Genomic DNA, 13234 nt, shown 5'->3' on the forward strand with positions numbered 1-13234 from the left:
GCAATCTTCTTTGTCGCCCGGGCGTTGCTGCGCGGGCCTTAATTGTCCAGGCCTTATTGACCCAGTCTTGCCATCAGCGCGTCGACGCGCGGCTGGCCCCAGGTCTTGACGGTCAACGGGCCCGTTGCCTCGACATCGACGCCTTGGCCCGGTCCGAGCACGACGCCGCGTCCACGAGCCCTGCGGCTCACACCGACACGGCCATCAGCAACGAAGACCGCGGTCTTGGCCTCAGCGACATCGACGGCCCATTTGGTCCCGCGCACTGCGGCGATCGCCTGCGGCGTCAGCACCTTGAAGGGATTGCCGCCGGGCTTCTTGGGCACCTCGATCAGCAGCGCCTTGCTGCTCAACTCCACGGAGTCAATATGTCCGTCGCGGTTGGCGTCCTTAAGTTCAAATCTGGCGCCGTTTTCCGCAACGATGGTGATGCCGTTGTCACAGCGCCACACTTGCGTGCCCGCAGCCGATGGCGATGCCGTGCAGCCGACATTGGCAACCGGCTGTGCGTTCGCAGACCCGATCAACTGAAACAACCACGCCAGAGCGAAAATACCGGCGCCCGCGATCCCTCTCATGCCAGCCTCCGTTTGCGTGCTTGGCACAGTTCAAAGCGATGTTGATACGGTACCGTATCACACGCAGAGGCTGCTGAAAAGTGCCGCTCTCGGAGCTATTTCCTCGGTGCGGTCTTTTCCAGTCCGGCGCGATCAACTTTCGGTCAGGGCGCCGTGCTGCGTGAGCACTCTGTGCGCGATGTGTGATGTGGGACGGGCTCTGCCGCCACCCTGCTGACACCCGCTGGAGAGGGCAGCGCGCACCAGCCTCGCGCAACGCTTCCCCGCTATTGTCCGGGTATTGAAGACCACGAAAACGACTTGGTTGGATGGCCTTAGAGGGGCGGCCTGTGACGTCCGTCGAACGCGCCGAACCGGCCGAGAATTATAGTTAACAGATGCTGCTAAGTCCGTAGTTCTGCGGACTTTTTTCTCGAAATGGGACAGCGTTAACGCGGTGCCTCACATCTGCCCGAACTTAATCTGCATTTAACTAAAAGTCGCCTTAATGACGCTCCGACCTCCTGCGAGATGCTGTTCCCGGATCGTGACCAGCGGCACTTCGAAGGGGGACTGAGTGACACCGTCCTGGACGCAAGGCGAATGAGTACGAGTATCGCTGCGCAGAGTAACGCGGCACGGAAGTCCAAGAATTCTCTTCGGAAGCCTTCCCGGAAAATGACCACCACCAATTGGCTGGGCGCCGCGGCGATCGGCTGCGTCGTGATGGGCGCCGGCTGGACCATCTACAGCAACGTCCTCGGCGCCAGCGTCTATCCGACCGTCGGCAGCATTGGCTACGACGAGCCCGTGATCAAGCGCGCGCCCAGGGTGGCGCTGCGTGAGGCCGGCGAGGCCATCAGGGACACCTTTGCGCTGCTGCCCGACCGGCTCCAGGTCGCAGCCCCGATCTCGCGCGAGATGTTCAACGAGCGCTTTGCCGCGGCCGCGACCCAGGGCGTGGCGTCGAATGCGAGCGCCGCCCCCGCAACCCAGGTCGCCGTCGCCAAGGAAGCGTCGAAGGACGCCCCCAAGCAGAGCGTGATCGCGAAGGTCGCGGACGCGCTGAAGCCGGCGGCACCAGCCAAGATCGCGGATGCCGCGAAGGCCAAGCGCGCACCGGATGCGCAGATGCAGCTGGCTTCGGCCGATCCGGCCGAGATCGTGCCGGCGCCCGAGGCGAAGCCGAAATCGTTTGCTGATCGCGCCAAGGCCGCGGTGATGTCGATCACCGGGCCGCGCCAGTCGATGGTCGAGAAGCTCTGGGGCAAGCGCGAGCCGTCCGGCGGGCTGCTGGCCTATGCCTCGGCCGATGCCAGCGTGACCGCGTCCATCGCGCCGCGGGAGCAGAACCCCATGCTCGGCGGTTCGGCGCCCTATGAGCGGGACACGGCGGTCTACGACATCACCGCCAAGATGGTTTACCTGCCCGACGGCACCAAGCTCGAGGCGCATTCCGGCCTCGGCTCCAATCTCGACGATCCGCGCTCCTCGCGCGTCCGCATGCGCGGCGTGACGCCGCCGCACATCTACACGCTGAAGCCGCGCGAAGCGCTGTTCCATGGCGTGCCGGCGCTGCGCCTGACCCCGATCGGCGGCGAGAGCGCGATCTACGGCCGCGACGGCCTGCTCGCCCACACCTTCATGCTCGGGCCGAACGGCGATTCCAATGGCTGCGTATCGTTCAAGGACTATTACGCGTTCCTTGACGCCTACCGCAACAAGGGCATCCGCAAGCTCGCGGTGCTGGCGCGGGTCGAGTGAGCTCAGTCAAATTCGCGATGATCTCAAAGGGCCGCTTGCAGCGGCCCTTTTCTTTTCTGCTTTAGCCCGGCCAGCACTGTCCGCCGCCGTCGATCCTGAGCACCTGGCCCGAGACGAAGGCGCCCATGGGACCGGCAAAGAACTCGACGACGCGCGCGACCTCGTCGACGGTCGCGATGCGGTCGAGCGTGCCGGTCTCGACCATCCTGTCGGGGTCCACCGCGCGCGTGCCGAGGAAACGGCCGGTGCGGGTATCGCCGGGCGCGATGCAGTTGACGGCGATGTCGTAGGCGCGGAGCTGGTCGGCCAGGCATCGCGTGTAGTGGGTCACGCCAGCCTTCGACACCGCGTAGATCGAGCCCTGGGTGCGGCCCTTGAACGCGGCGACCGAGCCGAGCGTGACGATGCGGCCGCGGCGCCGCTCCATCATGCCCTTCGCGACCGCCTGGCAGGTCAGGATGGTCGAGAGCAGATTGCGCTCCAGCACCGCGCGCACATCGGCCTCCTTGATGTTCACCGCGTCGTTCGGGTCGGGCTTGCCACCGGCGGCTGCGATGTCGCCGCCGGCATTGTGCACGAGGATGTCGATCGGGCCGAGCGCGGCCTCCGTCTCGGCGATCACGCGCGCGATGTCCTCGCCCCTGGTGAGGTCGCCGAGCACGCGCTGGCTGCGGACGCCGAATTGCTGGCCGATTTCTGCCGCCACCGCGGTGAGGGTGGTGCCCTCGCCATATTCCGCCGGCCCGTTCTCGCGCATGCCGTGGATGGCGACATCGGCGCCGAGCGCGGCGAGCTTCTCTGCAAAGGCGCGTCCGAGCCCGCGTCCCGCGCCGGTCACCAACGCCACCTGTCCTGACAATACTTTCCCGTCATGTGCAGCCATGATCTTCTCCTGTTGTGAATGTCAGTCTGCCGCGAGATCGAGCCCGATCGCCATCGCCTGCACGAGGCACATCGGTGCGACCAGCGTACGCAGCGCCGGCTCGGGCATGTCCTGGATCTCGAACACGACGCTCGCGCCTTCGACGATCGGGCTTAGGAGGCTGTCGGTGATGGAAATCGTGGGCACGCCGCGCGCAACGAGTTCGGGAAACAGCCGCGCCGTATCCGGATAGTAGTTCCGGAAGCTGATCGCGACCAGCGCGTCCTCCGTGGTTGCGGCATGCGACTGCTCGTGGATGCTGCCGCCCGTGCCGTCGAGCAGGACGACGCGGCGTCCGAGCTTGCGCAGCACGTAGGCGAGGTGGGTCGCAACCGGAAACGAGCCGCCGAGGCCGAGCAGATAGATGTCGCGCGCCTTGGCGAGGATCGCGGTCGCGGCGTCGAGTTCGCGCGCATGCACGGACTGGCTCAGCGTCACCAGCGCCGATTGCGCTTCCGAGACGAAGCGCGACAGCACCGCGGCGGGCTGGCGGCCGAGCACCGATTTCTCCTCGCTCTTCATGCGGGCGAGCCGCGCCTTGTAGCTTGGTGCTACGCCGGCAACGAGCCGTGAGCGGAACACCTGCTGCATCTCGGTGAAGCCGCCAAAGCCGAGTGCATGGGCGAAGCGAACGATTGCCGACGGCGGCACGCCCGAGCGCTGCGCAACCTCCGCCACGGTGCCGAGCGCGACATCGGTCGGGTGATCGAGCACGAACTCCGCGATTTGCTGCAGCCGGCCGGACAGCGCCCGGTGCCGCTGCGCAATGGCGCCGCGCAGCTCGTCGTAGCTCATCGCGCCTTGTGCCTTGTTCATCGTCTCGGGTCTCCGGATCGGTCGCCTGTTTAACGGCATTTCACCGTTTGGATCAAATATTCTACTTTACATAACAAATGGAATGAATATTCTAATCGCAGAAAAAAGCAAAAGACTTCGAAAACGGGAGGAAACGATGAGAGGGCGTCAGATCTCACGGCGAAGCGTTCTGAAGGGCAGCTTGATGGCCAGCGTCATCGGCGGCACCGGCAGCTTCTTTGGACCGTGGAAAGAGAATCACGCGTGGGCGCAGGGCGCCAAGCCGATCAAGCTCGGCCTGACCTGCGACGCCAGCGGCCAATACGGCAACAGCGGCCAGGACGATTTCCGCGGCATCAAGATGGCGATCGACGAGTTCAACGCCAAAGGCGGCGTGCTCGGACGCCAGATCTCGTTCATCACCGCGGACACCGAGACGACGCCGGCCACAGGCAGCCGCGTCGCCGAACGCTTCATCACCCGCGAGGACTGCACCATCCTGATCGGCGCGCTGCATTCCGGCGTCGCTAACGCCATCACCCAGGTCGCCAGCAAATACGGCGTGATCTACATGAACACCAATTCCTCCGCGCCGAGCGAGGCCGGGGAGAATTGCTCGCGTGTGAAATTCGTCTGGGACGGCAACGGCACCAATTTCTCCAAGGCATCGGTCAAGAACGCAGTCGATTCCATCGGCAAGAACTGGATGCTGCTGACCAATGACTACGTCTGGGGTCACACCACGTCTGCCGCGACCAAAGCGCAGGTCGAGGCTGCCGGCGGCAAGATCATCGATAATCTGCTGGTGCCGCAGAACACCCGCGACTTCACCGCCTACCTCCTGAAGATCCAGCAAGCAAAACCCGACGTGGTCGCGACTGCGATCGGCGGCGACGACATCAAGGCACTGCGCGAGCAGGTGGCGCAGCTCAAGCTCGACGGCAAGCCCGCCTGGATCAACAACCAGCAGGACTGGCCCGACGTCTGGGGCGCGCCCGACAGCCTGTTCGGCGTGTTCGGCACCACCTGGTATCACAAGCTGCAGCTGCCCGGCGTCGCCGACTTCGTCAAGAAATGGCAGGCCGCCAACAAGGACGGCCCGATCCCGGTGCCGGGCAACGTCTCCTACAACGGCTACATGAGCACGCGCGAATTGCTCCGTGCGATCGAGCGGGCAGGGTCGACCAACAACGTCAAGATCATCAAGGAGATCGAGAACCTCAAGGTCTCGGCAACCGATCGCATGCAGCATTTCGACGCTTACATGGATCCCGTGACGCATCAGATGCAGCAGACGATCTATCTGGCGCGGCGCAACGCCAAGCCGGCCGACAACACCGATCTGTTCGATATCATCAGCTGGACCGAGCCGAAATCGGCAGCCGATGACGCTGCTCCCGGCAAGTGCAAGCTCACGCCCTACGAGCAGGTGCCGACCGTCGACTCCTAGCGACGGTGCGTCGCGTCGTGGAACGAGCGGCGCGCATGTCGCGCGCCGCAGCCCGGGCCTTTGAGGGCTTGGGGGAGCAATGCCAGTTGCGAGAGTCAAAACCTTGTTCGACCTTCTTCCGCATCTCCTGAATGGCCTGACGCTTGGCCTGTTGTTCGCGCTGATCGCGCTCGGCTTCATGCTCATTGTCGGGCTGATGGAGCAGATCAACCTTGCGCATGGGTCTCTGTTCGCGCTCGGGGCCTATGTCGCCATGCAGCTCACCGGACCGCGCCCGCCATTGCCGGCCGATCTTGCGAAAGCGTGGCTCGCGCTGCCGCTGGGTTGGCGCTATGTCGCGACGCTCGTGATCGCGCCCGTGATCGTGAGCCTCGTCGGCATGCTGATCGAGCTCTGCATGCGGCGGACCTACGGCAAGGATCCGCTGTACGGACTGCTCCTGACCTTCGGCGCGGCGATGGTGATCGAGGAGCTGATCCGCCTTGTCTGGGGGACGCGGGACTATGTGCTGCAGGTTCCGTCCGCCATCAACGGCGGCTTCCTGTTCGGCGACCTGATCTGGTCGACCTATCGCTTCTACGCGGCGGGCATCGCGGCCGGAATCATCGGCCTGGTCTGGCTGTTGATCGAAAAGACGTCGTTCGGCGCAACCGTCAAGGCCGGCGCCCATGACAGCGAGATCGTCCGCGCGCTTGGCATCAACCTGTCGCGCTTGCGGCTGCTGGTCTTCGTGTTCGGCACGATGCTTGCCGCGATCGCGGGCATTATCGTTGCGCCGATCTGGGGCATTCGTCCGCATATGGGCGTCGATGCCGTCATCCCCGCGTTCCTGGTGATCGTGCTCGGCGGCGTCGGCAGCTTTTGGGGCGCTGTCGTGGCGGGGCTGCTGGTCGGACTCTGTGTCGGTCTTGCCGGCGCTTACGCGTCCGAATGGTCGCTGTTGTCGATGTACATCCTGCTGGTCGCCGTCGTGACGTTCCGTGCGCGCGGTTTGTGGGGCAAGAAAAGCGTGCTCGAGGCCTAGGGAATGATTGTGGGATCAAAATCGTCATCCGACGCTGCGCGCCTCGTCACGCCGACGATGCTGGTGCTCTGGCTCGTGCTCGCAACCGTGCCGCTCTGGATCACGCGGATCGGGCTCTATCCCTATCTCGGGATCGAGATCCTGATCTGGTCGCTCTATGCGCTTGCGTTCAACCTGGTGCTGGGCACGGCCGGACTTCCCTCGTTCGGACATGGCGCCTATTTCGGCATCGGCGCCTATGCGTTCGGGCTCTGCCAGTTCGACATTGTCGCCAATCTCTGGATCTGTCTCGCTGCCGCGGCCGTGGTCGCGGGGCTTGCCGGCGTGCTGGTGGCGCTGTTCATCTCGCACCGGCGCGGCATCTACTATGCCTTCATGACCATCGCCTTCGGCCAGATCTTCTGGACGCTGGCGATCAAGTCGCACCGCATCACCGGCGGTGAGGATGGGCTTCTCAAGATTAAGCGGCTGCCGGCCGATTTCGGGCTGGTGTCGTTCGATCTCACCGACAATGTCGCGTTCTACTATTTCGTGCTCGCGGTGTTCGCGGTCGGTACCGCCGTCTTGTGGCGGCTGGTGCATTCGCCCTATGGCCGCGTGGTCGCTGCGATCAGGCAGAGCGAGGTTCGCGCCGCCCATCTCGGCTATAACGTATGGCTCTACAAGGCATCGGTGTTCGCACTGTCGGCGGCCGTGTCCGGCTTTGCCGGCGGACTGTTCGCGATGGCGCAGCTCGCCGCGTTCCCCGATGTGATGAGCCTGCATCAATCGGGCTACGTCGTGATGATGACGCTGGTCGGTGGCGGGCTCGTCAGCTTCTGGGGGCCGGTGATCGGCGTGTTTCTCTTCCTCACCGCGCGCGACGTGATCGGGGCGCTGACCAATGCCTGGATGCTCTATTTTGGTCTGCTGTTCATTGCGATCGTGCTGTTCCGCCCGGAAGGCATTGCGGGCGCGCTGTCGGCCGTCGTGCAGCAGCATTCATTGAACGCGCTAAGGCGACGCGGCACGTCCGCGATGCGTCTGCTGGTCGGGGGCGGGCGATGAGCATGATCGAGGCCGCAGGTGTGCACGTCCGCTTCGGCGATCGCGTCGTGCTGGAAAGCGTCGATCTCGCGGTTGCCGAGGGCGAGTTTCACGGCGTGATGGGCCCGAACGGCGCGGGCAAGACCACCTTCTTCAACGTCCTCACCGGCAGGGTGAAGCCGAGCCGCGGCCGAGTCCTGCTCGGCGGCGAGGATGTCACGGGATTGAGTCCGCACCGCATCGCCGCCAAGGGCATCGCCCGCTCGTTTCAGATCATGACCCTGTTCGACGAATTCTCCGCCCGCGACAACGTCATGATGGGCTTGCCCGCGTTTCGCGCCCGTGGCCTCGATATCGCGCGGGCGGCGGCTGGAGATCGCAGGTTTGCCGAGCAGGCATCCGAAGCGCTCGCCGCGGTCGGGCTTGCCGACAAGGGCGATGTCCGCGCCAAAGACCTGTCCTATGGCGACCGCCGCGCGCTGGAGATCGCGGTCGCGCTCGCGCAGGCCCCGCGCGTGCTGTGCCTGGACGAGCCGACCTCCGGCCTCGGCTCCGACGGCGTGCAGCGGCTGGCAGCTCTAGTGGCGCGCCTGAAGGGCCGGCTGACCATCGTCGCCATCGAGCACGACATGGAGTTCCTGTTCTCGCTCGCCGATCGCATCTCGGTCATCCATTGGGGCCAGGTGGTAGCGCGCGGCACGCCGCACGAGCTGCAGCAGAACGAATGGGTGCGTCGTTCCAATCTCGGGAAGTTCGCATGATCCTCGAAGTGGACGGGGTCGATACCTTCTACGGCGAGACCCAGGCGCTGTTCGGCGCCTCGCTCGCCATCGAGCACGCCAAGGTGTTTGCACTGCTCGGGCCCAACGGCGCCGGCAAGACCACCATGCTCCGTTCGATTCTCGGCCTGACGCGGCCGCGTCGTGGCGCGGTTCGCTTCGACGGGCATGACGTGACGCGCGATCCGACCCACGAGATCGCGCGCGCCGGCATCGGCTGGGTGCCCGACGACCGGCGGCTGTGCCCAACCTTGTCGGTGGCGCGCAACCTCACCATCGCGCAGAAGCGCACGCGCTTTCGCAACTGGAGCGTCAAGGAGGCAGCCGCGATCTTCTCCCCGCTCGAATATCTCATGGAGCGCGACTGCGAGAACCTGTCGGGCGGCGAGATGCAGATGGTCGCCATTGCGCGCGCGCTGGTCGGTTCGCCGGGACTGGTCCTGTTCGACGAGCCGAGCCAGGGTCTTGCGCCAAAGATCGTCGGCGACGTGCTCGCGACGATATTGCGCATGAAGGACGAGGGCATCGCCTCGCTGGTTGTCGAGCAGAATGCCGAGATCGCGCTGTCGGTCGCGGACCATGCCGCGGTGATCGATCGCGGCCGGATCGTCTGGACCGGCGAGGCCGCCGTCTTGCGCGATGACCGCGCCCTTCGTCAGCGCTTGTTGGGAGTACAATAAGTGGCCGCACCGCTGCTCGTCCTCGATGACGTTCGCAAGGTCTACACCAGGGGCCGCGTCATCCGCCGTCCGACGTTCACGCTTCAGGCAAACCTGTCGCTGGGAGAGCCGGGTATCGTCGGCGTGGTCGGGCCGAACGGCGCCGGCAAGACGACGCTGTTCGAGATGATGACCGGCTCCAACGCGCCGACCTCGGGCCGCGTGCTGGTCGCGGGCACCGATATTCATGGCGTCAAATATCGCGAGCGCGACCGGCTCGCGATCCACTATCACCAGTCCTATCAGGTCCGGCGTTTTCGCAAGCGCATTCCGTCCGCCTTGCTGGTGCCGTCGCCGACCCGGACGCCGCTGGTTCATCTGTTCGACGAACCGCAGTTCAACCTGCAGGACGGCTATATCGGCTTCATGCTCGATTTCTTCCGCAAGCTGCGCGACGAGGGCAGGCTGGTCATCCTCTGCATGCATCCGACAGCTAGCTGGCACCTCGACATCCTCGCCGAGATCGCCGGGCAATTCCTGTTCGTCGCCGGCGGCGGGGTGACGCGGATGGCGGACTTCCGCACGCTCACCGCCGAGCCGCGCTTCCGCCTCTATCTCGGACCGGAGATGACGCGCGCCGCGGACGCCATCTGTCACAGCTCGACCTAAAAGGAGACTCCGTTGGCCTATTCGAACACGCAGCTTTTCATTGCCGGCAAATGGCGCCCGGCCCATTCGGGCAAAGCGATCGAGGTGCGCAATCCCGCGACCGAGGAGGTGATCGGCACCGTCGCGCATGCTGGCCAATCCGATCTCGACGAGGCGCTCGCCGCCGCTTCCGCCGGCTTCAAGGTCTGGCGTAACGTTGCGCCGTTCGAGCGCTGCCGGATCATGCGCAAGGCCGCTGCGATCATGCGCGAGCGCAATGACGAGATCGCGCTGCTGCTGACGATGGAACAGGGCAAGACGCTTGGTGAAGCGAAGATGGAGGCGATGGCCGCCGCTGACGTCATCGAGTGGTTCGCGGAGGAGGCCAAGCGCGCCTATGGCCGTCTGATCCCCGCGCGCGGCCCCGGCATCTACCAGATCGCGATGAAGGAGCCGGTCGGCCCGGTCGCCGCGTTCACGCCGTGGAATTTCCCGATCAACCAGGTCGTGCGCAAGCTTTCCGCAGCGCTCGCCGCCGGCTGCTCGATCATCGTCAAGGCGCCGGAGGAGACACCAGCTTCGCCCGCGCAGTTGATCCGCGCGTTTGCGGACGCGGGCGTGCCCGACGGCGTCATCAACCTCGTCTACGGCGTGCCGTCGGAGATCTCCGAATATCTGATCCCGCATCCGGTGATCCGGAAAATCTCCTTCACGGGCTCGACCCATGTCGGCAAGCAGCTCAATGCGCTTGCGGGCCTGCACATGAAGCGCGCCACCATGGAGCTCGGTGGCCATGCGCCGGCGATCGTCTTTGGGGATGCCGACGTCGCGTCGGCCGCGAAGATTCTGGCGGCGGCGAAATATCGCAACGCCGGCCAGGTCTGCATCTCGCCGACGCGGATGCTGGTGCAGGACGACGTGTTCCGCGAATTCATCGACAAATTCGTCGACAGCGCCAATGCGTTCAAGGTCGGCAACGGCCTCGATCCCGAGTCCAAAATGGGCTCGCTCGCCAATCCGCGCCGCGTCACCGCCATCGAAGGCATGGTGCAGGATGCCGTCGGCAAGGGCGCCAGGCTCGAGACCGGGGGCAAGCGTGTCGGCAACAAGGGCCATTTCTTCGAGCCGACCGTGGTGAGCGATGTGCCGAAGGATGCGCGCGCGATGAACGAGGAGCCGTTCGGCCCGCTCGCCCTGATCTCCCGCTTCTCGTCATTCGACGACGTGGTCGAGGAGGCGAACCGGCTGCCCTTTGGCCTTGCCTCTTACGCCTTCACCAGCTCGGCCAAGACGGCGGCTGCGATCGGCGCGGCGGTCGAGGCCGGCATGATGTCGATCAACAGCTTTGGTCTGGCGCTGCCCGAGGTGCCGTTCGGCGGCATCAAGGATTCCGGCTATGGTTCGGAAGGCGGCACCGAGGCGATGGAAGGCTACTTCAACACCAAGTTCATCAGCCAGACGGGCGTGTGAGCGGGCGTGCACGCGAGGCCGCGCGATCATCGCGCGGCTTAGCGCTTGACGAAAACCAGGTTGCAGGCACGCGCCTCGTTGCGCTTTCCGCTGCCACGGGTGCGATCGAACTGCGCATCGACCGTAAAGGCGTAAGGCGAGCCGGGTGCGAGATTGTTGAGTGTGTAGGTGCTCGCCCCGGTCGTGCCGCGCGCGCTCAAGGTCGTCTTGCCGTCCGCGGGGATCTGGCCGTCGATCTCCAGCCGATTGACACCGCCCGTACCCTGCACCTCGGCGTGAAACACGCCATTGGTCACGGTGGCGACCAGGGGCCTGGTGAAGCCCTGCGCCTTGCCGGAAGCCGGGCAGTTCAACGTCACGTCCCAGCTGCCGTCGAAATCCTTGCTGCCGGTGGTTCTGGCATTGCCGCTCGGCGCGACCGCCACTTTCTGCTTCAGGCCTTCAATGCGTGCCTTGGCGAGGGTGGCGAAGATGCAGTTCGGGAATCTCGCGAGATGATCCTCAAAGGCACCCAGCGTGCCGATGCCCTCAGCAGCCTTCCAGTGCGCCTCGGCGGCCGCGCAGGGATCGGCCTTCGGTGCAGCTTGGGGGGCCGCCGGCGCGACCGTGACCGTTACAGGCCCGTTCAGGTAGAACTTGCCGATGATCGACAGCGAGAGCTCCGGCAGCTGGGTCTTGCCGCTGGAGTCATAGACGTCGCTGCTGATGTCGCGAAAGACGTCGCCGATTTCCTGCGGTTCCTCGATATGCTTGAGGAACGCGGTCGTGTAGGGGCTGTTGCGGCCGGTGCCGTCGGCGGCGACCTGCCCTGATTGCGTCGAGAACGACACGATCGTGCCGCGCGGCGCCTCGACTTTCGACAGGCCTCGTCCGATCGAGGCGGCGCGCGTCGAGCCGGCAGAGCGCTTCAAGGTTTCGGCCAGCGGATTGTCGCGGCAGGAATCGAGCACGAGGATGCGCAAATTCTTGGCCTGCTGCAGATCGTTCACGATGTCGTCGACCCGCACGAAGCGCTTGAGGTCTGCTTCATCCATCAGCACGGCGTCGACGGGCATCAGATAGTTCACGCCGTTGTACTGCATCGCATGGCCGCTGTAATAGAACATCGCGACGTCGGCGCGGCTGGCGGCGCGCGCGAAGCGGATGGTCAGGTCCTGCATGTCGGCCTGGCGCAGGTCGATTCCCTGGAACACCTCGAAACCGCTGCGTTTGAGCGAGGCTGCGACGTCTTCGGCATCGTGCGACGGGTTGGGTAGCTGCGCCGTAGAGACATAAGCGCCGTTGCCGATCACCAGCGCGACCCGCGTGTCCGCCGATGCGGGGGTAAGGCTCAGCCAGAGGGCGAGGAGGGGCAGGAAATAATGACGCAAAATTCCAGAAGGAGCACGCATGAATGCCTTCCAGGGAAATATCGAAAAATATCCCCCAGATTAGCGCATGCCGCGTCGGTATCAATGCCCTCGCTGTGGACCCGTCAGATTTGGCGACCGTGACATCCTGTCACGCCGGGTTTGCCGCCACCGTCTTGCGTAGCTCCATCTCGGTTGCAATCGCATCACGCACGGCGGGCCGCGCCTGCATGCGCGCAAGATAGGCCGACAGGCTTGGCCATTGCGCGATGTCGACGCCCGCGGGACGGAGCAGCAGCAGGGCCCAGGCGAGGTGGGCATCCGCGACAGTGAAACGGTCACCGACGACGAATTCGCGGTCCGCGAGATGCGCCGATGGCACCGCCAATGTCTGCGTGATCCTCGCACGCGGCTTAGCGAGCGAGCCGTCGTCCTTGTACCAGAAGGTCGGAAACAGGAATGCCTTGTGGATCTCGGTGCCGATGAAGCTCAGCCATTCCTGCAGGCGGTAGCGGTCGGGATCGCCGAAGCGGGGCGCGAGACCCGCCTCCGGCTTCGCATCGGCGATGTATTGCAGCACCGCCGCGCTTTCGGTCAGCCGTTCGCCGTTCTCCAGCACCAGGACCGGCACCGCGGCCTTCGGCGACACGCCGCGGAAATCGCCGTCGTCGTCCGCGACCGTCTTGGTCCGGAGATGCACCAGATGATAGCGCGCATCGAGGCCGGCTTCCATCAGCGCGATGCGGCTCGCAAGCGAGCAGGCCATCGGCGAGAAATAGAGCTGCAGCATC

General features: G+C 65.0%; 13 protein-coding genes. 8 read left to right on the forward strand and 5 right to left on the reverse strand.

Features of this window, described 5'->3' with window-relative positions; genetic code table 11:
* Positions 1–53: 53 nt before the first annotated feature.
* The gene (locus AB7Z56_RS15950) at positions 54–578 is read right to left on the reverse strand and encodes a FecR domain-containing protein (RefSeq protein WP_038943999.1); all 525 of its coding nucleotides are present in this window, start codon (positions 576–578) and stop codon (positions 54–56) included.
* A 657-nt stretch (positions 579–1235) separates the two neighbouring features.
* On the opposite strand from AB7Z56_RS15950, the gene AB7Z56_RS15955 reads away from it, so the two are divergent.
* Positions 1236–2321, forward strand: coding sequence for a DUF2778 domain-containing protein (locus tag AB7Z56_RS15955; protein ID WP_354124488.1), 1086 nt, complete (start codon positions 1236–1238; stop codon positions 2319–2321).
* A 61-nt stretch (positions 2322–2382) separates the two neighbouring features.
* Here the strand turns inward: AB7Z56_RS15955 and AB7Z56_RS15960 are convergent, their stop codons facing one another.
* Together AB7Z56_RS15960 and AB7Z56_RS15965 are read right to left on the reverse strand one after the other, a co-directional pair.
* Positions 2383–3204, reverse strand: a complete 822-nt coding sequence (locus tag AB7Z56_RS15960; RefSeq protein ID WP_071912509.1) for an SDR family NAD(P)-dependent oxidoreductase — start codon at positions 3202–3204, stop codon at positions 2383–2385.
* A gap of 21 nt (positions 3205–3225) precedes the next feature.
* Positions 3226–4059 (reverse strand): MurR/RpiR family transcriptional regulator, encoded by an 834-nt coding sequence (locus tag AB7Z56_RS15965; RefSeq protein WP_028147416.1) that lies wholly within the window; start codon positions 4057–4059, stop codon positions 3226–3228.
* A gap of 136 nt (positions 4060–4195) precedes the next feature.
* Here AB7Z56_RS15965 and AB7Z56_RS15970 point away from each other — a divergent pair, with 136 nt between their 5' ends.
* The 7 genes from AB7Z56_RS15970 to AB7Z56_RS16000 all read left to right on the forward strand — a co-directional run bounded on the left by AB7Z56_RS15970 (position 4196) and on the right by AB7Z56_RS16000 (position 11094).
* Positions 4196–5488, forward strand: a complete 1293-nt coding sequence (locus AB7Z56_RS15970; RefSeq protein WP_441256356.1) for an ABC transporter substrate-binding protein — start codon at positions 4196–4198, stop codon at positions 5486–5488.
* Between the two features lie 103 nt (positions 5489–5591).
* Positions 5592–6512 carry a branched-chain amino acid ABC transporter permease gene (locus tag AB7Z56_RS15975; protein ID WP_354124486.1) on the forward strand — a complete coding sequence of 307 codons (921 nt, stop codon included), beginning with the start codon at positions 5592–5594 and terminating at the stop codon, positions 6510–6512.
* Positions 6513–6515: 3 nt separating this feature from the next.
* Positions 6516–7559: a branched-chain amino acid ABC transporter permease gene (locus AB7Z56_RS15980; protein WP_354124485.1), complete on the forward strand. Its 1044-nt coding sequence runs from the start codon at positions 6516–6518 to the stop codon at positions 7557–7559.
* Positions 7556–8299 (forward strand): ABC transporter ATP-binding protein, encoded by a 744-nt coding sequence (locus AB7Z56_RS15985; RefSeq protein ID WP_028158494.1) that lies wholly within the window; start codon positions 7556–7558, stop codon positions 8297–8299. Before AB7Z56_RS15980 ends, AB7Z56_RS15985 begins: the two co-directional genes overlap by 4 nt.
* Positions 8296–8997, forward strand: a complete 702-nt coding sequence (locus AB7Z56_RS15990; RefSeq protein ID WP_354124484.1) for an ABC transporter ATP-binding protein — start codon at positions 8296–8298, stop codon at positions 8995–8997. The genes AB7Z56_RS15985 and AB7Z56_RS15990 overlap by 4 nt, the downstream gene beginning before the upstream one ends.
* Positions 8998–9645: an ATP-binding cassette domain-containing protein gene (locus AB7Z56_RS15995; protein ID WP_354124483.1), complete on the forward strand. Its 648-nt coding sequence runs from the start codon at positions 8998–9000 to the stop codon at positions 9643–9645.
* 12 nt (positions 9646–9657) lie between these two features.
* Positions 9658–11094: an NAD-dependent succinate-semialdehyde dehydrogenase gene (locus AB7Z56_RS16000; RefSeq protein WP_354124482.1), complete on the forward strand. Its 1437-nt coding sequence runs from the start codon at positions 9658–9660 to the stop codon at positions 11092–11094.
* A gap of 38 nt (positions 11095–11132) precedes the next feature.
* Here the strand turns inward: AB7Z56_RS16000 and AB7Z56_RS16005 are convergent, their stop codons facing one another.
* Positions 11133–12485 carry a caspase family protein gene (locus tag AB7Z56_RS16005; protein ID WP_354124481.1) on the reverse strand — a complete coding sequence of 451 codons (1353 nt, stop codon included), beginning with the start codon at positions 12483–12485 and terminating at the stop codon, positions 11133–11135.
* 109 nt (positions 12486–12594) lie between these two features.
* Positions 12595–13233, reverse strand: a complete 639-nt coding sequence (locus tag AB7Z56_RS16010; protein WP_354234144.1) for a glutathione binding-like protein — start codon at positions 13231–13233, stop codon at positions 12595–12597.
* Position 13234: the final 1 nt, after the last annotated feature.

The organism is Bradyrhizobium sp. 482_C4_N1_8, from assembly GCF_052075965.1.
GTDB classification, from domain to species: domain Bacteria; phylum Pseudomonadota; class Alphaproteobacteria; order Rhizobiales; family Xanthobacteraceae; genus Bradyrhizobium; species Bradyrhizobium barranii.

Bases quoted from the DNA above. Each gene is read 5' to 3' on its own strand.
- AB7Z56_RS15950 (WP_038943999.1), bottom strand. From the start codon at position 578: ATGAGAGGGATCGCGGGCGCCGGTATTTTCGCTCTGGCGTGGTTGTTT.
- AB7Z56_RS15955 (WP_354124488.1), top strand. From the start codon at position 1,236: ATGACCACCACCAATTGGCTGGGCGCCGCGGCGATCGGCTGCGTCGTG.
- AB7Z56_RS15960 (WP_071912509.1), bottom strand. From the start codon at position 3,204: ATGGCTGCACATGACGGGAAAGTATTGTCAGGACAGGTGGCGTTGGTG.
- AB7Z56_RS15965 (WP_028147416.1), bottom strand. From the start codon at position 4,059: ATGAACAAGGCACAAGGCGCGATGAGCTACGACGAGCTGCGCGGCGCC.
- AB7Z56_RS15970 (WP_441256356.1), top strand. From the start codon at position 4,196: ATGAGAGGGCGTCAGATCTCACGGCGAAGCGTTCTGAAGGGCAGCTTG.
- AB7Z56_RS15980 (WP_354124485.1), top strand. From the start codon at position 6,516: ATGATTGTGGGATCAAAATCGTCATCCGACGCTGCGCGCCTCGTCACG.
- AB7Z56_RS15985 (WP_028158494.1), top strand. From the start codon at position 7,556: ATGAGCATGATCGAGGCCGCAGGTGTGCACGTCCGCTTCGGCGATCGC.
- AB7Z56_RS15990 (WP_354124484.1), top strand. From the start codon at position 8,296: ATGATCCTCGAAGTGGACGGGGTCGATACCTTCTACGGCGAGACCCAG.
- AB7Z56_RS16005 (WP_354124481.1), bottom strand. From the start codon at position 12,485: ATGCGTGCTCCTTCTGGAATTTTGCGTCATTATTTCCTGCCCCTCCTC.
- AB7Z56_RS16010 (WP_354234144.1), bottom strand. From the start codon at position 13,233: ATGCTGCAGCTCTATTTCTCGCCGATGGCCTGCTCGCTTGCGAGCCGC.